The organism is Diaphorobacter sp. MNS-0 (assembly GCF_019602835.1).
GTDB lineage: Bacteria > Pseudomonadota > Gammaproteobacteria > Burkholderiales > Burkholderiaceae_C > Diaphorobacter > Diaphorobacter nitroreducens.
On sequence record NZ_CP080761.1, the window covers coordinates 3,780,048 to 3,803,767 of the forward strand.

21 protein-coding genes, 1 tRNA gene and 1 pseudogene are annotated in these 23,720 nt (G+C 64.8%); 13 read left to right on the forward strand and 10 right to left on the reverse strand.

The genetic code is table 11. The features are described from left to right. Positions 1–301: 301 nt before the first annotated feature. The 5 genes from K2L43_RS17895 (at position 302) to K2L43_RS17915 (ending at position 7,454) form a co-directional block, all read left to right on the forward strand. Positions 302–907 (forward strand): CerR family C-terminal domain-containing protein, encoded by a 606-nt coding sequence (locus K2L43_RS17895; RefSeq protein WP_255580486.1) that lies wholly within the window; start codon positions 302–304, stop codon positions 905–907. Beyond that, entirely contained in the window at positions 904–2,358 is a 1,455-nt protein-coding gene (locus K2L43_RS17900) for an efflux transporter outer membrane subunit (RefSeq protein WP_088888086.1), read from the forward strand. The genes K2L43_RS17895 and K2L43_RS17900 overlap by 4 nt, the downstream gene beginning before the upstream one ends. A gap of 16 nt (positions 2,359–2,374) precedes the next feature. After that, on the forward strand, positions 2,375–3,547 hold the full coding sequence (locus K2L43_RS17905) for an efflux RND transporter periplasmic adaptor subunit (protein ID WP_220638160.1): 1,173 nt from the start codon (positions 2,375–2,377) through the stop codon (positions 3,545–3,547). A 9-nt stretch (positions 3,548–3,556) separates the two neighbouring features. Beyond that, positions 3,557–6,652 (forward strand): efflux RND transporter permease subunit, encoded by a 3,096-nt coding sequence (locus K2L43_RS17910; protein ID WP_220638161.1) that lies wholly within the window; start codon positions 3,557–3,559, stop codon positions 6,650–6,652. Positions 6,653–6,866: 214 nt separating this feature from the next. Then, positions 6,867–7,454, forward strand: a complete 588-nt coding sequence (locus K2L43_RS17915; protein WP_255580487.1) for a glutathione peroxidase — start codon at positions 6,867–6,869, stop codon at positions 7,452–7,454. 293 nt (positions 7,455–7,747) lie between these two features. On the opposite strand, the gene K2L43_RS17920 is transcribed toward K2L43_RS17915, so the two are convergent. Continuing rightward, positions 7,748–8,362: a glutathione S-transferase family protein gene (locus tag K2L43_RS17920; protein WP_011807108.1), complete on the reverse strand. Its 615-nt coding sequence runs from the start codon at positions 8,360–8,362 to the stop codon at positions 7,748–7,750. A 118-nt stretch (positions 8,363–8,480) separates the two neighbouring features. Between K2L43_RS17920 and purB the strand changes: the two genes are divergently transcribed. Together purB and K2L43_RS17930 are read left to right on the forward strand one after the other, a co-directional pair. Continuing rightward, positions 8,481–9,860, forward strand: a complete 1,380-nt coding sequence (purB, locus tag K2L43_RS17925) for an adenylosuccinate lyase (protein WP_220638162.1) — start codon at positions 8,481–8,483, stop codon at positions 9,858–9,860. 76 nt (positions 9,861–9,936) lie between these two features. After that, positions 9,937–10,497 carry a YaeQ family protein gene (locus K2L43_RS17930; protein ID WP_011807110.1) on the forward strand — a complete coding sequence of 187 codons (561 nt, stop codon included), beginning with the start codon at positions 9,937–9,939 and terminating at the stop codon, positions 10,495–10,497. 73 nt (positions 10,498–10,570) lie between these two features. Here K2L43_RS17930 and K2L43_RS17935 read toward each other — a convergent pair whose 3' ends face one another. Both K2L43_RS17935 and K2L43_RS17940 read right to left on the reverse strand, forming a co-directional pair. Next, positions 10,571–10,876, reverse strand: coding sequence for a putative signal transducing protein (locus tag K2L43_RS17935; protein ID WP_011807111.1), 306 nt, complete (start codon positions 10,874–10,876; stop codon positions 10,571–10,573). A 40-nt stretch (positions 10,877–10,916) separates the two neighbouring features. Next, positions 10,917–11,360: a DUF3717 domain-containing protein gene (locus K2L43_RS17940; protein ID WP_103738417.1), complete on the reverse strand. Its 444-nt coding sequence runs from the start codon at positions 11,358–11,360 to the stop codon at positions 10,917–10,919. 523 nt (positions 11,361–11,883) lie between these two features. Between K2L43_RS17940 and K2L43_RS17945 the strand changes: the two genes are divergently transcribed. From K2L43_RS17945 to K2L43_RS17955, 3 genes are all read left to right on the forward strand, one after another. Next, positions 11,884–12,615 (forward strand): TerC family protein, encoded by a 732-nt coding sequence (locus K2L43_RS17945; protein WP_220638163.1) that lies wholly within the window; start codon positions 11,884–11,886, stop codon positions 12,613–12,615. A gap of 48 nt (positions 12,616–12,663) precedes the next feature. Next, positions 12,664–13,137: a hypothetical protein gene (locus K2L43_RS17950; protein ID WP_220638164.1), complete on the forward strand. Its 474-nt coding sequence runs from the start codon at positions 12,664–12,666 to the stop codon at positions 13,135–13,137. Positions 13,138–13,279: 142 nt separating this feature from the next. After that, positions 13,280–13,636, forward strand: coding sequence for a phage holin family protein (locus K2L43_RS17955; protein ID WP_041836445.1), 357 nt, complete (start codon positions 13,280–13,282; stop codon positions 13,634–13,636). Here the strand turns inward: K2L43_RS17955 and K2L43_RS17960 are convergent. Further along, a complete protein-coding gene (locus K2L43_RS17960) occupies positions 13,604–15,169 on the reverse strand; it encodes a M48 family metalloprotease (RefSeq protein WP_220638165.1) in 1,566 nt (521 codons plus the stop codon). The two genes, K2L43_RS17955 and K2L43_RS17960, sit on opposite strands and share 33 nt — an antisense overlap. 111 nt (positions 15,170–15,280) lie before the next feature. On the opposite strand from K2L43_RS17960, the pseudogene moaC (K2L43_RS17965) reads away from it, so the two are divergent. Together moaC (K2L43_RS17965) and K2L43_RS17970 are read left to right on the forward strand one after the other, a co-directional pair. After that, a pseudogene (gene moaC / locus K2L43_RS17965) lies at positions 15,281–15,780 on the forward strand (cyclic pyranopterin monophosphate synthase MoaC). A gap of 60 nt (positions 15,781–15,840) precedes the next feature. Then, the gene (locus tag K2L43_RS17970) at positions 15,841–16,446 is read left to right on the forward strand and encodes a Uma2 family endonuclease (protein ID WP_047349401.1); all 606 of its coding nucleotides are present in this window, start codon (positions 15,841–15,843) and stop codon (positions 16,444–16,446) included. On the opposite strand, the gene K2L43_RS17975 is transcribed toward K2L43_RS17970, so the two are convergent. After that, a complete protein-coding gene (locus K2L43_RS17975; protein WP_220638166.1) occupies positions 16,403–17,188 on the reverse strand; it encodes a Wzy polymerase domain-containing protein in 786 nt (261 codons plus the stop codon). The genes K2L43_RS17970 and K2L43_RS17975 overlap by 44 nt on opposite strands. 118 nt (positions 17,189–17,306) lie before the next feature. On the opposite strand from K2L43_RS17975, the gene moaC (K2L43_RS17980) reads away from it, so the two are divergent. Beyond that, complete coding sequence (moaC, locus tag K2L43_RS17980) at positions 17,307–17,792, forward strand: cyclic pyranopterin monophosphate synthase MoaC (RefSeq protein WP_220638167.1); 486 nt, start codon at positions 17,307–17,309, stop codon at positions 17,790–17,792. A 20-nt stretch (positions 17,793–17,812) separates the two neighbouring features. On the opposite strand, the gene K2L43_RS17985 is transcribed toward moaC (K2L43_RS17980), so the two are convergent. From K2L43_RS17985 to K2L43_RS18005, 5 genes are all read right to left on the reverse strand, one after another. Beyond that, positions 17,813–17,889 (reverse strand) — tRNA-Arg (locus tag K2L43_RS17985). Between the two features lie 59 nt (positions 17,890–17,948). Continuing rightward, positions 17,949–18,260, reverse strand: a complete 312-nt coding sequence (locus K2L43_RS17990) for a nucleotidyltransferase family protein (RefSeq protein ID WP_011807118.1) — start codon at positions 18,258–18,260, stop codon at positions 17,949–17,951. Continuing rightward, entirely contained in the window at positions 18,257–18,706 is a 450-nt protein-coding gene (locus K2L43_RS17995; RefSeq protein ID WP_011807119.1) for an HI0074 family nucleotidyltransferase substrate-binding subunit, read from the reverse strand. Before K2L43_RS17995 ends, K2L43_RS17990 begins: the two co-directional genes overlap by 4 nt. A 437-nt stretch (positions 18,707–19,143) precedes the next feature. Next, the gene (locus K2L43_RS18000) at positions 19,144–19,920 is read right to left on the reverse strand and encodes a hypothetical protein (RefSeq protein ID WP_220638168.1); all 777 of its coding nucleotides are present in this window, start codon (positions 19,918–19,920) and stop codon (positions 19,144–19,146) included. Then, positions 19,917–23,612 carry a fused MFS/spermidine synthase gene (locus K2L43_RS18005; RefSeq protein WP_220638169.1) on the reverse strand — a complete coding sequence of 1,232 codons (3,696 nt, stop codon included), beginning with the start codon at positions 23,610–23,612 and terminating at the stop codon, positions 19,917–19,919. Before K2L43_RS18005 ends, K2L43_RS18000 begins: the two co-directional genes overlap by 4 nt. Positions 23,613–23,720: the final 108 nt, after the last annotated feature.

Sequence of the window (23,720 nt, forward strand, 5' to 3'; positions counted from 1 at the left end):
CATAGCTATTAGCGCTTACCCATAAAGCGCAAGGGGCACTTTTGATACATGGAATTTCCATTCGTGCGCAGATGTAGCGCCCCGTAAAAATCAAACAAACGTTTGATTCATCGCGGTCTAATGCGCCGCGATGACGACGTCCGCCCCCCTCTCGCCCCCCCGCCCCCCCGCCCCGGCGCCCCCGGCGACAGCCCGCCGCCGGCGCGCACCCGGCTGCTGATGGCGGCGCTCAAACTGTTTTTCCGAACAGGGCTACGCCAAGACCTCGATCCGCGCGATCGCCGCCGAGGCCCAGGTCAACGTGGCCTCGGTGAGCTACTACTTCGGCGACAAGGCCGCGCTGTACGCGGCGCTGTTTTCCGCGCCCTTCGGCTCGCTGCAATCGCTGGTACCCGACTTCATGCGCCCCGGCCTGTCCCTGCGCGCCGCGCTGCACTGCTTCTACCAGGGCGCGCTGGGGCCGCTGCACGACGGCGAGATGGCACGCCAGGTGGTGCGGCTGCACATCCGTGAAATGCTGGAGCCCACGGCGCAGTGGCAGATCGAGCTGGCAAAAGACGTGCGCGCACCCAACGAGGCCATGGCCGCGCTGCTGTGCCGGCACCTGGGGCTGCCGCAGGCCGACGACGACCTGCACCGCCTCACGCTCACCGTCACCGGACTGGCCTTTCAGCTGTGGAGCCACCAGGAAGTGGTGTGCGCCATGCAGCCACAGCTGCTCGCATCCCCGGCGGCCGTGGACCAGTGGGCGGAACGCCTGGCCGACTACGCCATGACCATGGTGGCCACCGAGCGGCGCCGGCGTACGCGCGCTCAGCCTGCCACCCCTTCGGCCCCGGCCTCGCCCTCTCCTTCGACCTCTTCCACGCCCCGCCGGCGCACCGCCCGCAGGTCTACCGCACCATGAAGCGCCCCGTCCTCCAGCGCCTTGCGCTTTCCACCCTGCCCCTGGCACTGGCCGCCTGCGCCGTGCAACGCCCGCCCGCGGCCGTGCAGGCACCCGCACCCGCCGCCTGGCACGCACCGCTGCCCCACCAAGGCAGCGTGGCCGATCTGGCCGACTGGTGGCAGCGCCACAGCGACCCGCTGCTGGGCGCGCTGATCGTGGACGCACAGGCCCTCAGTCCCACGGTGGCCGAGGCCGGCGCCCGTCTGGCACAGGCCCGCGCGCAGCAGACGGCCGCACGCGCGGCGCTGCTGCCCAGCCTGGACGCGCAGGCCAGCGCCAGCCGCGGCTTCAACGAGCAGGTGCGCGGCGTGGCCACCACCGCGCAGGCGGGGCTGCAGGCCGGCTGGGAGATCGACCTGTTCGGCCGCAACGCCGCCGTGGCGGACGCCGCGCGCGAGCGCCTGGCCGGTGCTCAGGCGCAGTGGCACGAGGCCCGCGTTTCCGTGGCGGCCGAGACGGCTCTGCAGTACAGCAATTGGCACCACTGCGCGCGCCAGTTGCAAGTGGCGCAGGCGGATGCGCGCTCGCGCGGCGAAACGGCCCGCCTCACGCGCGAGAGCGAACGCGCCGGCTTCACCGCCCCCGCCACTGCCGCGCTGGCCACGGCCAGCCAGGCCGACAGCGCGGTGCGCGCCGAGCAGCAGCGCCTGCAGTGCGAGGTGATCGTCAAGACACTGGTGGCCCTCACCGGGCGCGACGAGCCCCTGCTGCGCACGCAGCTGGCTGCCGCGCCGCCGCTGCACCCGCCCGAGCAGCTGTTCAGCATCGACGGCCTGCCCGCGCAGACGCTGGCGCAGCGGCCCGACGTGTACGCCGCCGAGCGCGAGGTGGCGGCCGCCAGTGCCGAGGTGGGCGACGCCCAGGCGCAGCGCTACCCGCGCCTCACGCTCAGCGGCACCATTGGCCGCGGGTTGGTGCGCACCGCGGGGGTGCAAGCCACCAGCAACACCTGGTCCATCGGCCCGCTGGCCGTCACGCTGCCGCTGTTCGACGGCGGTCGCCGCGCCGCGCAGGTGGATGCCGCCCGTGCGCGCTACGACAGCGCCGCGCAGGCCTACCGCGCGCAGGTGCGCCAGGCCGTGAGCGAGGTGGAGCAGGCCCTGGCGCGGCTGGACAGCACCGCGCGCCGCAGCACCGACGCCCGGCGCGCCGCCGAGGACTACCGCCGCTCCTTCACCGCCACGCAGGAGCGCTGGCGCGCTGGCCTGGCGAGCCTGGTGGAACTGGAGGATGCCCGCCGCACCGCCCTCGCCTCGGACACCGCCGTGGTCGCGCTGGAGCAAGAGCGCATGGCTGCGTGGGTGGCGCTGTACCGCGCGGCCGGCGGCGGCTGGACGCCCGAGGCCGACGCGCCAGCGGCCCAGACCTCCACGCAGGCGGCCACCACCCCCCCTTCTTCTTCGCACTAATTCCTTTTCGACCGCCATGCCGCGCCTGACACCGACCCGCACCCTGATCGCCCTGGCTTTGCTGGGGCTTGCCGCGACCACCGCCGTCCTGCTGGGCAGCGGCCCCACCCATGCCGAGGCCTCCGCTCAGGCCGAGGGGCCGCGCCCCGCCCTCACCGTGGCCACCACCCAGCCGCAGCGCGGCAACGTGACCCAGCGCTTGCCGGCCAACGGCAACGTGGCCGCGTGGCAGGAGGCCAGCATCGGCGCCGAGGTGAGCGGCCTGCGGCTGACCGACGTGCGCGTGAACGTGGGCGATACGGTGCGCGCCGGCCAGGTGCTGGCCACCTTCGCGCCCGAGACCATCGAGGCCGACGTGGCCCAGGCCCGCGCCAGCCTGCTGGAGGCCCGCGCCGCCCAGGCCGAGGCGCAGGCCAACGCCGACCGCGCCAACACCCTGAGCGCCTCGGGTGCGCTGAGCCAGCAGCAGATCCAGCAATACGCCACCGGCGCGCAGACCGCGCAGGCCCGCGTGGCGGCGGCACAGGCGGCGCTCAACGCCCAGCAGCTGCGCCTGAAACACACCCAGGTATTGGCGCCCGACAGCGGCGTGATCTCCGCGCGCACGGCCACCGTGGGCGCGGTGGTGGGTGCGGGCACCGAGCTGTTTCGCATGGTGCGCAAGGGCCGGCTGGAGTGGCGCGCGGAGGTCACATCCAGCGAGCTGCCCCGCATCCGTCCCGGTGCCAAGGCGGTGGTGACGGCCGCCAGCGGCGCGCAGGTGGAAGGCACGGTGCGCATGCTGGCCCCGACGGTGGACCCGCAGACGCGCAATGCGCTGGTGTACGTGGACCTGCCGGCGCACCCCGAGATAAGGGCGGGCATGTTCGCGCGCGGCGAGTTCCTGTTGGGCGAGCGCGACGCGCTGCTGGTGCCCCTGTCGGCCGTGGTGGTGCGCGACGGCTTCTCGCATGTGTTCGAGGTAGGCACGAACTCGCGCGTGGCCATGCACCGCGTGCAGACCGGTGCGCGCAGCGGCGAGCGCGTGGCCATCACCTCGGGCCTGGCGCCCCAGGCGCGCATCGTGGCGCGCGGCGGCGCCTTCCTGAACGACGGCGACTTGGTGCGCGTGCAGGCTGCGCCGGCCGCAAATTCAGCACCAAAAGAGGCTGTAGCGCCCGCCCCTCAAGCGCAAGCAGCTAGCAAATAAGGAGCGACCATGAACCTCTCCGCCTGGTCGATCCGCAACCCCATCCCGGCGGCCATGCTGTTCGTGCTGCTCACGTTGGCCGGACTGCTGGCCTTCCGGTCCATGAAGGTGCAGAACTTTCCCGACATGGACCTGCCCGTGGTCATGGTCACGGCCTCCCTGCCCGGCGCGGCGCCGGGGCAGCTGGAGAGCGACGTGGCGCGCAAGATCGAGAACGCCATCGCCACCACCCAGGGGCTCAAGCACATCACCTCCACGCTGACCGACGGCACAGCCACCATCGCGGCCGAGTTCCAGCTTGAAAAACCCGTGCAGGAGGCGGTGGACGACGTGCGCTCGGCCGTCTCGCGCGTGCGCTCGGACTTGCCCGCGGACCTGCGCGACCCCATCATCACCAAGCTGGAACTGTCCAGCCAGCCCATCCTGGCATTCGCCATCGCCTCGAACCAGCTGGACGACGAGGCGCTGTCCTGGTTCGTGGACGACACCCTCACGCGCCGGCTGCTGGCCGTGCCCGGCGTGGGCGCGGTCAACCGCGTGGGCGGCGTGGCGCGCGAGGTGCGCGTGGCGCTGGACCCGCTCAAGCTGCAGGCGCTGGGCGCCACCGCGGCCGAAGTCTCGCGCCAGCTGCGCCAGGTGCAGGTGGAAAGCGCGGGCGGCCGCGCCGAGCTGGGCGGGGCCGAGCAGCCGCTGCGCACGCTGGCCACGGTGCAGACGGCGCAGGAGATCGCGGCGCTGGAGATCGCGCTGTCCGGCGGCCGCCATGTCCGCCTGGACCAGGTGGCCACCGTGACCGACACCGTGGCCGAGCCACGCACCGCCGCGCTGCTGGGCGACAAACCGGTCATCGGCTTCGAGGTCTCGCGCAGCCGCGGCGCCAGCGAGGTGGAGGTGGGCGCGGGCGTGCAGCGCGCGCTGGACCAGTTGATGGCCGAGCACCCGCACCTGCAGCTCACGCGCACGGTGGATTTCGTGGACATCGCACAGGACGAGTACGACAGCTCGATGAAGCTGCTGTACGAGGGCGCCATCCTCGCGGTGGTGGTGGTGTGGCTGTTCCTGCGCGACTGGCGCGCCACCATCGTGTCCGCCGTGGCGCTGCCGCTGTCGGTGATACCGGCCTTCATCGGCATGCACCTGCTGGGCTTTTCCATCAACATCATCACGCTGCTGGCGCTGTCGCTGGTGGTGGGCATCCTGGTGGACGATGCCATCGTGGAGGTGGAGAACATCGTGCGCCACCTGCGCATGGGCAAGACGCCGTACCAGGCGGCCATGGAGGCCGCCGACGAGATCGGCCTGGCCGTGATCGCCACCACCTTCACGCTGATCGCCGTGTTCCTGCCCACCGCGTTCATGAGCGGCATCGCCGGGCGGTTCTTCAAGCAGTTCGGCTGGACGGCGGCGCTGGCGGTGTTCGCCTCGCTGGTCGTGGCGCGCCTGCTCACGCCGATGATGGCCGCCTACATCATGAAGCCCATGGTGGACCACGAGAAGGAGCCGCGCTGGCTGGCCGCGTACATGCGTGCCTCGCACTGGTGCCTGAAGCACCGCGTCCTCACGCTGCTGGGCGCGCTGCTGTTCTTCGTCGGTTCCCTGGCGCTGATCCCGCTGCTGCCCTCGGGTTTCATCCCGGCGGACGACAACGCCCAGACCCAGGTCACGCTGGAGCTGCCGCCCGGCGCCAAGCTGGCCGACACGCGCGCCGTCGTGGCCCTGGCCACCGAGCGCGCCATGGGCGTGGGCCATGTGGAGAGCATCTACACCACGATCGGCGGCGGCTCGGCCGGGGCCGACCCCTTCGCCGGCGCGGGCGCGGGCGACCCGCGCAAGGCCACGCTCACGCTGCGCATGACGCCGCGGGGCGAGCGCCCGCGCAAGCAGGAGATCGAGCAGCGCCTGCGCGCCGCCATGCAAGAGCTGCCCGGCGTGCGCGTGAAGGTGGGCCTGGGCGGCTCCAACGACAAGTACATCCTGGCGCTGGCCAGCGAAGACCCGCAGGCGCTCGCGGCCGCCGCCCGCGCGGTGGAGCGGGACATCCGCACCATCGCGGGCATCGGCGGCGTGAGCTCCACGGCCAGCCTGGTGCGCCCAGAGATCGCCGTGCGTCCCGACTTCGCCCGCGCCGCCGACCTGGGGGTCACCAGCAGCGCCATCGCCGAGACGCTGCGCGTGGCCACCGTGGGCGACTACGACCAGTACCTGCCCAAGCTCAACCTGGCACAGCGGCAGGTGCCCATCGTCGTGCGCCTGGAGGATGCTGCGCGCGAAGACCTGTCGGTGCTGGAGCGCCTCACGCTGCCCGGCGCGCACGGCCCGGTGCGCCTGGGCGAGGTGGCCGAGCTGTCGCTGGCCGGCGGCCCCGCGGTCATCAGCCGCTACGACCGCTCGCGCAACGTGAACTTCGAGATCGAGTTGGGCGAGCGCGGCCTGGGCGAGGTCACCGAGGCCGTACGCCAGCTGCCCGCCGTACGGGGCCTGCCCGCCAGCGTGCGCCTGATCGACGTGGGCGACGCCGAGATGATGGGCGAGCTGTTCGCCAGCTTCGGCCTGGCCATGCTCACCGGCGTGGTGTGCATCTATATCGTGCTGGTGCTGCTGTTCAAGGACTTCCTGCAGCCGGTCACCATCCTCGCGGCGCTGCCGCTGTCGCTGGGCGGGGCGTTCGTCGCGCTGCTGCTGGCCGGCAAGAGCTTCTCCATGCCGTCGCTCATCGGGCTCATCATGCTCATGGGCATCGCCACGAAGAACTCCATCCTGCTCGTGGAATACGCCATCGTGGCGCGGCGCCACGGCATGAGCCGCATGGACGCGCTGCTGGACGCCTGCCACAAGCGCGCGCGCCCCATCATCATGACCACGCTGGCCATGGGCGCCGGCATGATGCCCATTGCCCTGGCGCTGGGCGGCGCGGACATGAGCTTCCGCTCCCCCATGGCCGTGGCCGTGATCGGCGGCCTCATCACCTCCACGGTGCTCAGCCTGCTGGTGGTGCCGGCGGTGTTCACCTATGTGGACGACTTCGAGCAATGGCTGAGCCACCGGGTACTGCGTCGTCCCCATGCGCGCGAGGCGCAGGCAGGCGAGGCGCGGGCACCCAGCTAGGGTCTAGCGTGTTTTAGGGCTCCAGCACTTTGACAGCAAGCGCGGGAAGCTAGATTTTTAATAGCAATCATCCGGCACCGAGTGCGGTCAGATCGCAACAAGGTGAAACCCATGCTTTCAGCATGGTCGATAGCCAAAAACTTTTTCGCCGCCTGCAGACATGGTGCAATGGCGGCGTGTACGGGCTTTTTGCCCTCCCCGCCATCCCTGCACCATGCCACGCCTGACCTTGCCGCTGTTCCTATGCGCCACGCTGCTGGGCCCCGCCGCCCAGGCGGCGGATGTTGCGGCGACTCCCGCAGTAGACGCCCAGGCCTGCCCCGCCCTGCTGCAGCACACCGTGCCGCGCCTGCAGGACGAGGCGCCGCAGGCCTTGTGCCAATACGCCGGCAAGGTGCTGCTGGTGGTCAACACGGCCAGCTACTGCGGCTTCACCGGCCAATACCAAGGCCTGGAAGAGCTGTACGCGCGCTACCGCGACCAAGGGCTGGTGGTGCTGGGCTTTCCGTCGAACGACTTTGCACAAGAAACCGGCAGTAACACCGAGATCGCCCAGTTCTGCGAAAACACGTTTGGCGTGCGCTTCCCGATGTTTGCCAAGAGCCACGTGAAGGGCGGCGAAGCCCTGCCGCTGTACCGCCAGCTCGCCGCAGCGTCCGCGGGGCAGACGCCACGGTGGAACTTCCACAAGTACCTGGTCAGCCGTTCGGGCAAGGTGGTGGGAAGCTACGGAAGTTCGGTGGAACCCCACAGCAAAGCGCTGATCCAGGCCATCGAGCAGCAACTGGCGGCGCCGCGTTGAGGCTTGGTGAATTTTTTTTGAAATTTTTTATGGGTGAGATCTGGAACTTTTTACCATCACCCCCACTCTAGGAGTTAACCGTGGCCGCGAGTCCATCGCGGCGTGATCCGATAACCGTTTTTAACGTTGCGAAGCCTTCCAGGCCCGGCCTGGTTGCAACCCTGGGGCGCTTCTCCTCCCTCCCTCTCTTCATTCGTTTCGGGGCGCTTCGCAACTTTTTTTATTCCGCAGCAAAAAGCGCGCACTTCCTCACGGAAGGCGCGCTTTTTCTTTAGGCCCAGCGGGTCGGCGGTTCAGCGCGGCTGGGTGTCGATGAAACTCTGGCGCTGCATCAGCTTGTCCATCAGGCGGGCCAGGTTGGGGTGGTCCGTGCGCCAGGCGATGTCAGGAAAGCGGAACTCCAGCCACCCGAGCGCGCTGCCGACGGCAATGTCCGACAGCGTAAGGTGGATGCCGCTGCAATAAGGCTTGTCGCCCAGCCCCTTGCTCATGGACTGCAGGCTGGCGCGCGCCTTGGCGAGCTGCCGGTCGATCCACGCCTGGCTGCGCTCACCGTCCTGACGGCCGGCCCAGGTGGCCTCCAGGCGCGCGAGGATGGCGGCGTCCAGCAGGCCGTCGGCCAGCGCCTCCCAGGTCTTGACCTCGGCGCGCTCGCGCCCCAGGGCGGGAATGAGCTTGCCCACGGGGGACAGCGTGTCCAGGTATTCCACGATCACGCGCGAATCGAACACCGCCTCACCGCCCTCCATGATCAGGCAGGGCACCTTGCCCAGCGGGTTGGACGCGCTGATGGCCGTGTCGTCGGCCCACACGTTCTCCTCGACGAACTGGTAATCCAGCTTTTTCTCGGCCAGCACCACGCGCACCTTGCGCACGTAGGGGCTCGTATTCGATCCGATCAGTTTCATGGTGGTGTGCAGCGCCTAGGGGGGATGGGGTTGGTCGGGTGAGCGCGATTCTAGGGGCGGGCGCGCCGGCCGGCCGCGGCCCTTCGGCATTCCAGGCGCCCACCTACAATGACGGCCCATGAGCCTGTCCACCATCACCGCCCTGTCGCCCCTAGACGGCCGCTACGCCGCCAAACTCTCCGCCCTGCGTCCCATCATGAGCGAGCACGGCTACATGCACCGCCGCGTGCAGGTGGAGGTGGCCTGGTTCATCGCGCTGTCGGACGCGGGATTTGCGGAGTTCAAGCCGCTGTCCACCGGCGCGCGCGCCTACCTGCTGGGCCTGGTGAAGAACTTCTCCGAGGCCGACGCGAGCGCCATCAAGGACATCGAGAAGACCACCAACCACGACGTGAAGGCCGTGGAATACTGGATCAAGTCCAAGTTCGAGGCCCGCCCCGAACTGGAGAAGGCTGCCGAGTTCGTGCACTTCGCCTGCACCAGCGAGGACATCAACAACACCAGCCATGCGCTGCAGATCCGCTCGGGCCGCGACCAGGTCATCCTGCCGGGCCTGGACCGCATCGTGCTCAAGCTGCGCGAGATGGCCCACCGGTTTGCCGACGTGCCCATGCTCAGCCGCACCCACGGCCAGACCGCCAGCCCCACCACGGTGGGCAAGGAGCTGGCCAACGTGGTCGTGCGCCTGCAGGCGGCCTGCGAGCGCATCGCGGCGGTGAAGATCCTGGGCAAGATGAACGGCGCCGTGGGCAACTACAACGCCCACCTGTCGGCCTGGCCCGACTTCGACTGGGAAGCCTTCAGCCGCAAGGTTGTGGAGACGCCCGAGCCGCTGGGCCTGGGCCTCACCTTCCAGCCCTACAGCATCCAGATCGAACCGCACGACTACATGGCCGAGCTGTTCGACGCCATCGCCCGCGCCAACACCATCCTGGTGGACCTCTCGCGCGACATCTGGGGCTACGTGAGCCTGGGCTACTTCAAGCAAAAGCTCAAGGCGGGCGAGATCGGCTCGTCCACCATGCCCCACAAGGTCAACCCCATCGACTTCGAGAACGCCGAGGGCAACCTGGGCCTGGCCAATGCGCTGCTCAGGCACCTGTCCGAAAAGCTGCCCATCAGCCGCTGGCAGCGCGACCTCACCGACAGCACCGTGCTGCGCAACATCGGCGTGGCGCTGGGCTACGCCGCGCTGGCCTACACCTCGCTGATGACCGGCCTGAACAAGCTGGAGCTGAACGAAGAAGCCCTGGCCGACGACCTCAACACCAGCTGGGAAGTGCTGGCCGAGCCCATCCAAACCGTGATGCGCCGCTACGGCGTGCAGGGCGCGTACGAGAAGCTCAAGGAAGTCACGCGCGGCAAGACCGTGACGGCCGAGGCGCTGCACGCGCTGATCAACGGCCTGGAGATCCCCCAAGCCGACAAGGACCGCCTGCTGGCCATGACGCCGAGCAGCTATACCGGCAAGGCGGCCGAGCTGGCGCGCCGCGTCTGATCCAGCCGGTTTGAGCCTTTTTGCCTGCCCGCGCTTGCCAGTCAAGCGCGGGCAGCTCTCATTTTGAAAGCATCCCATGGCCCTCAAGTCCACCATCTTCAAGGCGAACCTGCAAATCGCGGACATCGACCACGGCTACTACGCCGACCATGCACTCACCCTGGCGCGCCACCCCAGCGAGACCGACGAGCGCATGATGGTGCGGCTGGCCGCCTTGGCGCTGCAGGCCCATGAACTGCAGGACACCTGCCAGGGCGATGGCACGCTGGCGTTCGGCGCGGGCCTGTCCGATCCGGAGGACCCGGACGTATCGCTGACCGACTTCACGGGTCGCAAGCGGTTGTGGATCGAGGTCGGGCAGCCCGAGGACAAGCCGCTGACCAAGGCCTGCAGCAAATCCGATGCGGTCATCGTTTATTGTTTTCACCACGCAGCCGAGGTGTGGTGGAAGGGCATCGAGAACAAGCTCACGCGGCTGGACAAGCTGCAGGTCTGGCGCCTGCCCGCCGACGCCGCCCAGCAACTGGCAACACTGGCCGAGCGCAGCATGCAGCTGCAGGCGACGGTGCAGGAAGGCGGCCTCACGCTGAGCAGCACCCTGGGCAGCGTGCATGTGGAACCGCTGCGCTGGAAGTAACGTGGCGTTTTGAGCAAAAAACACCTCTAGCGCCCGACCAACAAGCGCCACCAGCTCCTGAATAAATAGCAATCTACTGCGGCATCAAGGCGCCGCAATTCCAGCACTGTTCGAAGCCGCCCTCGATCGCCTCGCCGCACGCGTGGCAGCGCCACTGGCGCTGCGGCAGATGCTGGAACTCTCGCAACAGCGCACGGGCGCGTTCTGCATGTTCGGGGTACGTCAGCCAGATCTCGGGCAGGCACTCTCCTGGCGGCAGGTGGCCCGCCGCCGCGCCCAGATGCTGGCGCTGCACGCTGGCGGGCATGCCGGCTTCGCACAGCAGGTCGCGCCACAGCGTGGCCATGGCGATATCGGGGGCCTGGGTCAAACGCAGCATGCGGCCACCTTAGCCGGCGCGCGCCCCGCCGTAAAGCCGGTCAACCAGCGCCGGGAGCGCCGCCGGCGCAATCGGCGGGGCGCTCGGCCGCACGTTCGGCATAGCGCGTGAAGCGCAGCGCCGTGCCCTCGCGGGTGATGCGCCGCCACACGGCGCGCTTGTCCATCGGGCTCATCGCCAGCCAGTGCTGCACCTCGGCAAAGCTGCGCCCGCAGCCCTTGCACCATTCATCCCCCTGGCTGGTGGAGCAGATGGCGATGCACGGTGTGTCGGGTGTGGTCTCATACCAGGCCAGCCACGCCGCCAGCGCCGCGGCGGGCATCTGCTGCGGCGCCACGTCCTCGGCCCGCGCAAACACCATGCGGCCATACACCTCGGCCAGCGCCTCGATTTCCGGCGCCAGTCCCACGCCATCGGGCGATGGGGCGCGGGCGCGCCAATGGTTGATGGCGGCTTCGATATCGGCGATGTGGATGCAGGACATGGCGGGTAAGGGCGCGCCGATGATACCGCCCGTCCCGGTGTGTTCCATGCGCATGGCGGCGGGGCCGCCAGGGCCATTCGCTATGTTTTAAATAGCATGGCAGACATATTCCGTCGCGCATCTGGCAACATTTTCTTCAAACCGCCTTGCGCAAAAAACGCCTGCCGCTTGCGCGCCGCCCTCGTGCCATGTTCCAATCGCAGGTTCGAAGGGGAGTAGCTCCTGACCTCCAAGTCCTGACGGCCATCGGCCCCGGGGTGCAGAGGCCCTCGGTCTGTCGTCAGTACGAAGCGCACCGCTTCCGGCAGCCCGGGCCCGGCATGCGCCACGCATCGCATGCGGGCTGAGCAAGACCTTTGATGGCCCTGCGGGGCTGATCAAGGCCGTCCTTACCTCTTCGCGCGTCGCAACCCACGCGGGTGGACGAGTCCCTGGTCACCGTGCAGTGTCTCTCTTGCGGAGCCGCCCACCGCCACCTACAGTGGCTGCGGGCCTCCTTTCGGTTACTGATAACGAGGACTTTATGGAATTTCTGACTTCACCCGAGTTCTGGGTTGCACTGGGGCAGATCATCATCATCGACATCCTGCTCGGTGGTGACAACGCCGTGGTGATCGCCCTGGCCTGCCGCAAGCTGCCGCCCGCGCAGCGCACCAAGGGCATCATCTGGGGCACGGCGGGCGCCATCATCCTGCGCGTGGTCCTGATCGCCTTCGCGATGACGCTGCTGAACCTGCCCTTCCTGAAAGTGGTGGGCGCCATCCTGCTGGTGTGGATCGGCGTGAAGCTGCTGGCCCCCGACGAGGACGGCCACGGCAGCGTGGCCGAGAGCGACAAGCTGCTGGCCGCCATCAAGACCATCATCGTGGCCGACCTGGTGATGAGCGTGGACAACGTGATCGCCATTGCCGGCGCAGCACAGAACGCGGGCGACCACTCGCTGCTGCTGGTGGTGCTGGGCCTGCTGATCTCCATCCCGATCATCGTGTGGGGCAGCCAACTGGTCATCAAGCTCATGGAGCGCTTCCCGGCCATCATCACCGCCGGCGGCATGCTGCTGGGCTGGATCGCCGGCGGCATGCTGGTCTCCGACCCCGCGCTGGCCAACCCCGACAAGTGGCAGTGGATGTTCAAGCTGGAGCAGTCCGACACCCTGAAGTACGCCGCCAGCGTGGCCGGCGCCCTGCTGGTGCTGGTGATCGGCAAGGCCATCGTCGCGCGGCGCGCCAAGACGGCCCCTGCACAGCACGGCTGAAACAGTCCTTCCTGCACACGCACCCATAGGCCCGACAGGAGATCCGCCATGGACAAGGTCATCGTGTATGTGGACGACGCAGCCTACGCGCGGCAAGTCCTGGAGCCGCTGGCGGCCCCCGCCACTGCGGGCACGATCCACTGGGTGCTGGTGGCCTGCGCACCGCGCATGACGCACCGCATCAGCAAATGGGTGAGCCATAGCGCACGCGAGAACTGGCGCGCCAAATGGGCGGACAAGCTGTTTGCCCAGCTGCAGCCCTGGCTGCGGGCGGAGGGTGCGCCCATCAGCACGGTACTGGCCAAGGGGCCGCTGCCCGAGCTGCTGGCGCAGCTGCAGTCCGAGCATGGCGCGTGCAGGGTGGTAGACGCCCGTCGCCCCAAACTGGAACAGGAGGTGAACACCCCGACCGACGCAGCGCCCGCCGCCGCGCCGGTCATCGTGCGCAAACCGCCACGGCGCTGGACGGTGCCCGGCTCGCTCGCCAGCCTGGGCCTGCTGTTCATGCTGGCCGCCGACTGATCGGCACGGCAGGACTCGGCAAAACCACGGTTCAGCCCAGCCGGCCCATCGCGTGCAAGCGCAGATGGGCCGGCTTTTTTTACACGCGCTCATGCCGCATGCGGCGCGGCGCATTCACCGGCCCGGTGCTATGCTGCGCGCCATGCGACTACTGCTCAAATGGCTGCTGAGCGCGGCCGCCCTGCTTTGCGTGGCCTACCTCTACAGCGGCGTGGAGGTGCGCAGCTTCGGCGCTGCGCTGATCGCGGCCTTTGTGATCGGCCTGTTCAACGTGGTGCTGCGCCCGGTCCTCGTCGTGCTGACGCTGCCGGTGACCATCGTCACCATCGGGCTGTTCCTCTTCGTGATCAACGCGCTCATGTTCTGGGCCGCCGCCTCGGTGCTGGGCGACGGTTTCCAGGTACACGGCTTTACCGCCGCGCTGATCGGTTCGCTGATCTACTCTCTGCTGGGCATGCTGATCGAATCAGCGCTCGGCGGCCTGTTCCTTAAGAAGTGACTCCACCGCTCGCAGCCGCGTGTCGATGATCGACGCTTCGATGTAGTCCCCCGCAGCGCTGCTGCGCCGCGCAAGGTCCTGCCCCGCCTTGAAACGATCCACCGCGGCCGCGTAGTCATAGCGTGCGGCGTGTGCCTCGGCCTCGGCGCGCACGGCGCGCAGGGGCTGCCCCTGCTGTTGCCATACCTGCGCCAGCGCCTGCCAGACGGTCGCGTCCCGAGGATGCGTGGCCACCCAGGTCTGCAAGGGCCCCGCCATCTCGCCTGCCGCGCCCGTGCGCAGCAGGGCCTGGGTGCGCAGCAGCATCTCTGGCCGTGCGGGCGCGGGCGCGCTGGGCACACCGCTGCCTTCCGTGACGACGCTGCCCTGCAGGTACGTCAGCGCCGCGGGCGCATCGCCCGCAGCCAGCTCCAGCTCAGCACCCAGCAGGCGCGCCTGGCGCAACGCTGCAGCATCGGAACCTGCGCTGGACTGCAGCGCACGCAACGCCTTGCGCGCAGCCGCCATGTCGCCCAACTGCACCGCGCTGAGGGTGGCCGCATACCAGGCCGCCACCCGCTGCGGTGCGGGCCGTGCGGCAAAGCCGGCGTCCTGCGGCTCGGCAACCCACTGTCGCCAAGCGTCGACACCGGGGCGCATCAGCACGCGCGCGCGCGCAGCCATCATCAGGTGCTCCAGCGTAGCCCGCGCGGGCTGCGCCGCACCCGGCGGAATGCGGCTGTGCATGTCCGCAATGCGCTGCGTGGTCAAGGGGTGGCTGCGCAGGTAGGGCCAACTGCCGTTGTCGTTGATGCGGTTGGCCTGCTGCAGCTTGTCGAACATGCCCACGAAACCCTGCGGCGCAAAGCCGGCGGGCGCCATCAGGCCGTAGCCCACACGGTCGGCCTCGCGCTCCATGTCGCGCGAGAAGTTCAGCTGGCTCTGCACGGCCAGCGCCTGCCCACCCACCATCAGGGCCTGGGCCGCATCGGGGCTGCGGCTCGCAGCCAGCGCGCCGAGGATCAGCGCGCCCAGCATCAGCGGCGTCTGCCGCCCCTGCTGCGCGATCAGGCGTGAAATGTGGCGCTGGGTGACATGGCTGAGTTCGTGCGCCAGCACCGACGCGAGTTCGTCGCGCGTGCTCACCACGCCGATCAGCCCCAGGTGCACGCCGAAGTAGCCGCCCGGCAGGGCAAATGCGTTCACCGTACGGTCTCGACCCAGCAAGATCTCCCAGGCAAAGCGTTCCTCGAGGTCGGGCGACAACTCCCCTCGCACCTTGGCGGCCTGCACCAGTGGCAGGAACAGGCTCTGCACATACTCGTTCAGCACCGCGTCATCGATGTAATCCGGGTCGCGGTACAGCTCGCGGATGATGCGGTCGCCCAGCTTGCGCTCGGCACTGGTCGTCATCTCCAGGCCATCTCCCAGTGTGGGCAGCGATGGCTGTGCCACCACAGCCGGTGCTTGCAGGGAGCCAAATGCTATAAAAAAAGAAGCTGTCAGCGCTTTCCAGCTGGGCGCTGGGAGCCAATTTTGTAGAGAACCTTGCACACAACTCCTCCACCCGCGGGAACGGGCCGGCCATCAATCGCGGCCATCTGCACATGGCCGTATGATGCCCCGGCCATTGGAATGTTTCGCACCCGGTTGTAAACCCGCCTTATGACAACGTCCCCCTCCCCCCTCACCCACTTCGACGCCCAAGGCCAAGCCCACATGGTGGACGTCGGCGCTAAACCGGCCACGCACCGCGTGGCCATTGCCACGGGCCGCATCGAGATGCAGCCCGCCACACTGGCGCTGGTCGAGTCGGGCACCGCCAAGAAGGGCGACGTGCTCGGCGTAGCGCGCATCGCCGGCATCCAGGGCGCCAAGAAGACCAGCGACCTCATCCCCCTGTGCCACCCCTTGGCACTGACCCGCGTGGCGCTGGACTTTGCCCCCGCCAGTGCACAGTACCCCGGCGCCACCGGCATTGCCTGCACCGCCACGGTGGAAACCGTGGGCCCCACGGGCGTGGAGATGGAGGCCCTCACCGCCGTGCAGGTGGCCCTGCTCACCATTTACGACATGTGCAAGGCGGCCGACCGCGGCATGTCCATCCACGACGTGCGCGTGCTGCAAAAGCACGGGGCAAGTCGGGGAGTTATGTGGCGGACTGATGCACGATGCTCCTTGCCAGGCGCAGACTGCTACCATGACCACCTACCCCGGAGCGAGCCATGTCCCTACCCGCACCACAGCCGTTTTTTGATGCCCAGGCCTACCTTGCCTGGGAGGCCGAGCAAAGCACCAAGCACGAGTACCACGACGGTGAGGTATTTGCGATGGCGGGCGCGTCAGACGCCCATGTGACGGTGGCAGGCAATGTGTACATGGCCCTGCGCAACCACCTGCGCGGCAGCCCCTGCAGCGTGTTCATCTCTGACATGAAGCTGCGCGTGGAAGAAGACAACGCGTTTTTTTACCCCGATGTCTTCGTCACCTGCGCCGACAGCGACCGTGGGCAGAGCCACAGCAAGAGTGCCCCGGTGCTCGTGGTGGAAGTGCTGTCCCCCGCCACCAGCGCCTACGACCGCGGCGCCAAGTTTGCTGCCTACCGCAAGCTGCCCACACTGCGCGAATACGCCCTGATCGACCCCGAGCGCCTGAGCCTCGATTTGTTTCGCCGCGATGGCGACAGCAAGCGCTGGGTGCTGCACCCCATCGAGGCTGGCGGCCACGTCGAATGGGCCAGCGTGGGCCTTCAAGTGCCGCTGGAGGCCCTGTACGAAGACGTGCCTATTACGACGGGGCCACAACCACACCCGGCGCCCGACCAGGCATGAGCGGCTCGCCCGACATCCCGTTCTTCTTCTGCCAGCGCGCATGGTCTTTGGGGTACGCCACCCGGTAGCGCTGCAAATGGAACGCGGCTTCGTCGTCCAGGCCCAGCAGGGTGGCGCTTTCGATCAGGCGCTCGATCACGCGGGGCTCGGGTGAATAGTGCAGCATGCGCAGGGCCAGCGCCTGCCCGCCCACCATCAGGGCCTGGGCCGCATCGGGACTGCGACTGGCCGCCAGGGCGCCCAGGATCATGGTGCCCAGCATCAGCGGCGTCTGCCGCCCCTGCTGCGCGATCAGGCGTGAAATATGGCGCTGGGTGACATGGCTGAGTTCGTGCGCCAGCACCGACGCGAGCTCGTCGCGCGTACTCACCACGCCGATCAGCCCGAGGTGCACGCCAAAGTAGCCTCCAGGGAGGGCGAAAGCATTCACCGTCCGGTCCTTGCCCAACAGCACCTCCCAGGCAAAGCGCTCTTCCAGCTCGGGAGACAGCTCACCCCGCGCCTTAGCCGCCGCACGCAGCGACTGGAACAGTCCATCGACATATTCATGGAGAACCGCATCGTCGATGTAGTCCGGATCGCGATAGAGCTCACGAATGATGCTGTCGCCCAGCTTACGCTCGGCGCTTGTCGTCATCTCCGCACCATCGCCCAGCATGGGCAAAGCGCTCTGCGCATGGACGCTCGGCGCCAGCAGACCTTCCAATGCTATTAAAAAAGAAGCTGCTAGCGCTTTACCCATCTGCCCTAGAGCCCAATTTGGCTTGAAGTTTCGCACAAGACTCCCCAGTCCAACCCTACGGTACATCGCCGTATGATGCCCTCACTACCTGATTGTTTCGCCCTGCTTGTAACCTGCCATGTCCACGCCTTCCTCCCCCCTCACCCATTTCGACGCCGAAGGCCGCGCCCATATGGTGGATGTGGGCGCCAAGCAGCACACCCATCGCATTGCCGTAGCGACCGGGCGCATCACCATGCTGCCCGCAACCCTGGAGCTCATTGCATCAGGCACTGCCAAGAAAGGAGATGTGCTCGGGGTGGCACGCATCGCCGGCATCATGGCTGCCAAGAAAACCAGCGAGCTGATCCCCCTGTGCCACCCGTTGGCCTTGACACGCGTAGCGGTGGAATTTGAACTGCTGCGCGCCGACAACGCCGTGCAGTGCAAAGCCACCGCAGAAACCGTGGGCCCGACCGGGGTGGAAATGGAAGCCCTCACCGCCGTGCAGATCGCGCTGCTGACCATCTACGACATGTGCAAGGCCGCAGACAAGCGCATGGTGATGACCGGCGTGCAGGTGCTGGAGAAGCACGGGGGCAAGTCGGGGAGCTTTGTGGCCTGATGCGGGCCACGGAATGTGGGTGGCCTGCCCGGAGGGACTCGAACCCCCGACCTATTGCTTAGAAGGCAATTGCTCTATCCGGTTGAGCTACGGGCAGCATGCGCAGGAAAGGGCGGATCATACGAGGAAACCCCCTCGGACTGGCGCTTGACGGGCTCAAAGAAGAACCTTCTCGCGCTCCACCCGCTGCAGGAAATCAGGCGGCAAACCCCGCCGCTCCACCACATCCACCCTGAAGGGCAAATCGCTTTGCTCGAACGCATCCTCCAGTGCCGCCCATTCATCCCAGGCCAGCGGCTGCCGGGTCTGCAGCAACAAATCCACGTCCGAGAAAGGGCGAGCCCTACCCGCCGCGCGCGATCCAAACACCCAGACCCGTGCCCCAGGCACCGCCGCATCTACGATGCGGCGGATTTCGCTGCGCTGGGCTGGGCTGAGCGCAAGGGAGGCAACAGGGCCGGTGCTCATGAGTCTGCCTGCTCGCGTGCGACAGCCCGCTCCAGCGCTTGCAGCAACGCCAGGGCATCGTGGCTGAACGCACCAATGGCAGCCGCCACTTGCGCCGCCTTGGCCTCATCGTAGGTGTGGCTGGTGGCATTGCGCATGGCACGCCAGCGGCGCCAAGCCTGCGGGTCTTGCAACAGCCCGGCATCCGCCCCCAACCTCACAAGGTCATTGAAAGACAAATCCTGAACCAGATCGGCAGCCAGAGACCGCTCAACCAGCACACGCCGCAGCATGCGCAGTGCGATCTCGTAGGTGTACTCGAAGGACTGGATCACCGCCGAGCGCAAATGCGGCTTGAATACCGAGCCCTCCGGCTGATCCTGCCAAAGCTGCAAAGCCTCCGCCATTTGCGCATACGACTTGCGCAGGGCTGTCAGGTCAATGCTGGGAGTCGATGAAACAGGCATGGCCGCATTGTGGCAGCGGAATAGGAGGCACGGCAAATGGACTGCTGGAACTTTGCCCCCAACGCATCTGCGTGATGTGGGCAAAGTCGTCGAAGCCGCGCCGGAGCGATGGGCCAATGCGGCCGCCACCCGTCCTGTAATGGACCCATGACCCTTCGTCTCTCGAAGAAAACTGCCCGCCGCGTCAGGCACACACTCGCCCTCTAATGCGCGCATGAGCGGCGATGCGCTGATCGTTCAATTCTGCACCTCAAATCCATCCCCCGGCAAAAAACCATGCAACCATGACAGGCCAAAAATTGGTCAGTGGCGGCCGGATAAATAGTACAAGGAAAGGCAATGCCAATACAAAGACAAAGCCGGCATCAATGCAAAAACTCCGCCGCAAAAAGCGCCCCCTTTTATTCGCACCGGAGCTGATAGAAATCAGCACAAAATTAACCGTGCCCACCCCATCCGTCAACATTCCAGTATGCAACCGGCAAGGCATCCTTGCGCGAAACTACTACGACCCAATCAGTTTTCGCATCCTGAACCAAGGGCAAGAATCCCAGTTCCGACTCGTCCAACCCTGTCGTTTTTTTGATCCGCTCAAGGCGCTCAGTAATATCTGATTCGCTTGGCAAACCCGACAAAGGACGCAACGCCTTTCGGACATCATTCTTTTGCGAAGCATAGCTCACCCAGCGCTCTGGCCTAAATGCGGGGTGATTTCCATTCAATGCCTGCACCATGCTCTCAATAAATCCCTCATCACCCGGATTGAGCAATCTAACGCCCAGAAGCTGCGGCCCACCAATCCCGATACGAGAGTATTCTTGCGGCGCCGCACCAAGCTGATCTTTAGGTACATCAGCCACGGTGACCACACGAAAACGATTCCCTTCAAAAGCCAGATATATCGGACGAGAAGAAGCGATACTTCCGACACCATACACCAAGGCCGAAAGCTGTATCGATGCTATCAATGCAATATCAACGCCCCATTTGAAACGCGATTTCTCTGGGCTATAGAGTACAAAAGTCAACACTGGCCCAGTGACGACATCAACCGCGATCAATATCAAAAACAGTATCGCACCATTGGATATTTTATAGTATGGGTAAGGAAACCATACAAGAAAAATCCACAACGCAAATAATGCCATCAATAAAATTCCGCACAGCAGATGAACACCCGCCACTCGGAACGACGCGAAAAAACGTGCCTTCATGGTTTCTGTGTCAACATCTGGATCAGCACAGGCGTGGTGTCGAACATAACAGCGTTACCTTTTGGCGTAGCGTATTCCAGATAAAGATTCTTATCAGTGGATACAAACATACTCATACTGCGATCATACCTTTGCAACATGGCGTCAATTTGCGCAGGCCCGGCCACAAGACGCCCCGGGAGGTCTGCCATTTTGAGACTGGAAATTGTGTGACTATTTAGTAGCTTCTGCAAAGCCGCAGGCTGCCCACTCGTCGCCATATCACTGTTGCTTGCCACGATGATCCCCTGACCACCACTGACGTACAGCCAGACATTTCTAAAAACCGAGCGCACCGAACCCATAATATAGACAAAATCAAGAGGGCGCATATGATGCAACTGAACCCACTGCTGCAATACGCCTTGTGATGTCAGGCGTTTTGCAGCAAGCTCGTAAAACTCTTTGTTGTATAGATTGGCTGCACCAGCAAACCAGATACTAGATATCTCCAAGCTGATGAGATCATAATTTTGCGACTGGGTGAGCAGATAGTTTCTACCATCGGTATAGTACATACTCACAGCGGGGTGCTTAGAAATCCCAGCATTGATATTTGAAAAGTATTTATCCGCCATATCCACGATATCGCGCGACAACTCCACCACATCCAGCTTTTCAAAACCCTGATCCTGCAGAACCCGTGCCGTCATTCCGGTGCCATATCCAATAGCCAAGGCACGGCCCCGCTCTGTGGTGTGCAACAACGGGATCAGCGCAAAAGACTCTTGCGCCACCATCTCACCACCTTCAGCGTTATTTCCCTGGAACTTTCCGTTGGTCAGCAAAGTCAGGTGCGGCTTGCCTTGGAGCTGCATCTGCGCAACAGTGGTCAAGCCCCCCTCCACGCTTTCAGCATGGTCGATCACTTCACCCCACTCCTGAGGATAGAAATACACGTTCCCTCCCTGCGACAGCGCGGTGAAATTCCAATGTGCCGGAAACAAGGCCAAGGCAGCCGCTACAAACCCTACAGGCGCAGTGCGACGCACAACGCGCCCTTCAGAAGTCGCCCAGGCCATGAATGCAGCCAGCACCACCACCACGACTGCCAAGCCCAGAAGCACATTGCGCGAACCATACTGCGGAAGCCACCAAAATCCCGCCAGCAGCACTCCGGCGATGTTTCCTAGCGTATTGGCAGCACTTGCGAGCCCAACCCCTCGGGCCGCTTGGCCGCCAAAACGCCTTGCTGCCAACCAGTCGGCGGCAAGGCCCATAGCCGCCGGATAACTCATGCCAATAAAGAAAGCAGGCGGCAGCATGGCCATTGCACACACCATGGCACGTACCAATTCGCGTGCCGAAAAACTCAGTGGTAGCCATTGCTGCACGTAAGCGAAACTACCCATGTAGTCAGCCAGCCCATCCCATACGAAGGAGGTCAGCAAAATGGATAATGCGATGCCACATTGCGCCCAAAGCACCAGAACCGCACGCTCATAGCGCAACATCAGACGCTCCCCGACCATCGCCCCCAAGCCCAGGCCGAGCAGAAAAGTGGCCAGCATCAGGCCGAATGCATACACGCTATTGCCCGCTACGACGGCCAGCAAGTGCATGAACACCACCTCCAGTGCCAGTGTGACCACCCCCCCCACCGTCAAGATCGTCAAGGCGCCCACACCCTGACGGGTAGGTGGCGGCACAGGCATTGCAGTAAGCGCAGTGACTGCCCTGTCGCTACCGGCCTCAAACAGGCCCGGCTGCCGCTTGATCTTGTCAATAACGTACAAAGCCACCAGCAAACTGATCACCGCTGCGAGCAAGGTACCGCCATCGCGCCCCGCAGCAGGCAAAATGGCGTAGCCGCCCAGCAATGCACCCGCAGCGGCGCCCAGCACATTGGCGCCGTACAAAGGTGCAATCGCACGCCCTGTAGGAATGCCCAGGGATCTCAAGCATTGGAACACCAGTGGCAGTGTGGCTCCCATCAAGACAGTGGGCACCCCCAAAACAAGGGCTCCCAAGGCCATACGCAAGGCAGTCAGTGCAGGCGCATCGGGGGGCGTATCCAACGCCATTGCCACATACAGACTTTGGATACCAGAAAAAAGAAACGGCGTAATCACCGCATACAGTCCAATGGCGGCTTCAAATACGGCATACAAATAAAGTGGCCGTTTGCTACGTTCTGCCAACCACCCCCCTAGCCAGGCCCCCAATGCCATTCCGCCCATATAGGTCATGAGAACGGTGTTGGCGGCCAATGCAGTCCCCCCAAAGGTCACGCCCAGTGCCTTTGCATATACCACTTCATACACCAGACCTGCCAAGCCCGAGAAGAAAAATATACCAACCAACCAACGCTTTCCCGCAAGCTCTGCAGGCAAGACGCTGAAAGAAATATGCGTAGAAGCACTATTGGATGGCTCCCGAGTATGCTCCTCGGACCACACCATGCGCACATACCACACCAACAGTTGAAGTGCCACCACAGCACTCCACACCGAGAACAATTGCACAAACCATAGATGTGTCTGCAACCACACGGGCGCCAGGCGCAGCATGAGCATCCATGCCACAAACGTAGCCAGCGCCAACCAATGAAGCACTCGCTGCCATGCAGGCGCCTGCCGACGGAGCGGCGGGTCAATCAGCCACAAACCCATGGCCACTGAAAAGGGCAACGCCACCACCAAGTCAATGACGTAATGCTCACCCAGCGCCAAAGTGGCCCAAGCAGTACCGAGAGTGAATACAAATGCAAGTAGGGCAATCCATTTATGCCGGAAAGCTGCCGACACCATAAATATCAAAATGGCGCCGGAGAGATGCATGGACGGCATGGCATTGCGCATTGCCTGCGGTACGCTCACAAGTCCACTTGACATGTGCTCCAGTGGCGGCATGCTTTTCGGATACAAGCCCTCAAACGCTGCAATTGGGGCAGTCGCAGGCAACCATGCATAGCACAGGACCGCAACAAAGAACGGCACGACCATGGTCCGCCAACCATGCAGGCTTCTGTTTTTTTGCTCTCGAATCAACCAGGCAATTTGCGGAAAAAACATGACCGCCAGCAGAGAGTAAATAAAAGTAGTCGTCGATTGAATCCACGCCGGCATGGCATCTGCCATCATGGCGACCGACCGACCCCAGTGGCCGTATGCGGCGTCAATCATCCAGAGATTCACATCATGAGTCAGCGGCAACAACACGGGGGTCACCTGGAGAGTGCCGTGCGTTGCAACCCCCAATGCCAACGAACCCAGCAACACCCATAGAAAGGCAGTGGATCCTTCTGACACGGCTCTCTTCTCTGCTTTCGCCCGCACAACATCCCATATTGCTTCAATCGCCAACCAGATTCCCGCAGGAATACCCAGTATATATACCGAAGAAAAATAATGATACTTTCCATTCCCCCATGCGAACAAGTAGATCGCCAGCACCACCCCCAACCCAACCAGAACCAATTTGCACCGAGCTGATAAATTGATCCACCCTGCCAAATACATAAATATTGCCGCACCAGAAAACGGGAATATCAACTGCAGAAATACCCCTTCAAACCCATTTTGCTTCTGAACAAAGGAAACATAAAATGAGGAACCATAAACAACAAAAAAACAAACCTCCGACACCAAAGCCATCAAGAGCAACACACTCCCCCAAAGCTTCAATTCCTGCAAATCTTTTTTATCGATCATGGTTTTTCAGGCAATAAACAAACAGCCAACAGAATATCTTGCGCAAATCAATGCTGCCGGAAATATTATCCATCAATAAAAAAGAGCGCCAAGGCGCTCTTTTTTGAC

Excerpts from the sequence above, each read along its gene's own strand:
- K2L43_RS17900 (WP_088888086.1), top strand. The coding sequence starts at position 904 with ATGAAGCGCCCCGTCCTCCAGCGCCTTGCGCTTTCCACCCTGCCCCTG.
- K2L43_RS17905 (WP_220638160.1), top strand. The coding sequence starts at position 2,375 with ATGCCGCGCCTGACACCGACCCGCACCCTGATCGCCCTGGCTTTGCTG.
- K2L43_RS17910 (WP_220638161.1), top strand. The coding sequence starts at position 3,557 with ATGAACCTCTCCGCCTGGTCGATCCGCAACCCCATCCCGGCGGCCATG.
- K2L43_RS17915 (WP_255580487.1), top strand. The coding sequence starts at position 6,867 with ATGCCACGCCTGACCTTGCCGCTGTTCCTATGCGCCACGCTGCTGGGC.
- K2L43_RS17920 (WP_011807108.1), bottom strand. The coding sequence starts at position 8,362 with ATGAAACTGATCGGATCGAATACGAGCCCCTACGTGCGCAAGGTGCGC.
- purB (WP_220638162.1), top strand. The coding sequence starts at position 8,481 with ATGAGCCTGTCCACCATCACCGCCCTGTCGCCCCTAGACGGCCGCTAC.
- K2L43_RS17930 (WP_011807110.1), top strand. The coding sequence starts at position 9,937 with ATGGCCCTCAAGTCCACCATCTTCAAGGCGAACCTGCAAATCGCGGAC.
- K2L43_RS17935 (WP_011807111.1), bottom strand. The coding sequence starts at position 10,876 with ATGCTGCGTTTGACCCAGGCCCCCGATATCGCCATGGCCACGCTGTGG.
- K2L43_RS17940 (WP_103738417.1), bottom strand. The coding sequence starts at position 11,360 with ATGTCCTGCATCCACATCGCCGATATCGAAGCCGCCATCAACCATTGG.
- K2L43_RS17945 (WP_220638163.1), top strand. The coding sequence starts at position 11,884 with ATGGAATTTCTGACTTCACCCGAGTTCTGGGTTGCACTGGGGCAGATC.
- K2L43_RS17950 (WP_220638164.1), top strand. The coding sequence starts at position 12,664 with ATGGACAAGGTCATCGTGTATGTGGACGACGCAGCCTACGCGCGGCAA.
- K2L43_RS17955 (WP_041836445.1), top strand. The coding sequence starts at position 13,280 with ATGCGACTACTGCTCAAATGGCTGCTGAGCGCGGCCGCCCTGCTTTGC.
- K2L43_RS17970 (WP_047349401.1), top strand. The coding sequence starts at position 15,841 with ATGTCCCTACCCGCACCACAGCCGTTTTTTGATGCCCAGGCCTACCTT.
- K2L43_RS17975 (WP_220638166.1), bottom strand. The coding sequence starts at position 17,188 with ATGGGTAAAGCGCTAGCAGCTTCTTTTTTAATAGCATTGGAAGGTCTG.
- moaC (WP_220638167.1), top strand. The coding sequence starts at position 17,307 with ATGTCCACGCCTTCCTCCCCCCTCACCCATTTCGACGCCGAAGGCCGC.
- K2L43_RS17990 (WP_011807118.1), bottom strand. The coding sequence starts at position 18,260 with ATGAGCACCGGCCCTGTTGCCTCCCTTGCGCTCAGCCCAGCCCAGCGC.
- K2L43_RS17995 (WP_011807119.1), bottom strand. The coding sequence starts at position 18,706 with ATGCCTGTTTCATCGACTCCCAGCATTGACCTGACAGCCCTGCGCAAG.
- K2L43_RS18000 (WP_220638168.1), bottom strand. The coding sequence starts at position 19,920 with ATGAAGGCACGTTTTTTCGCGTCGTTCCGAGTGGCGGGTGTTCATCTG.
- K2L43_RS18005 (WP_220638169.1), bottom strand. The coding sequence starts at position 23,612 with ATGATCGATAAAAAAGATTTGCAGGAATTGAAGCTTTGGGGGAGTGTG.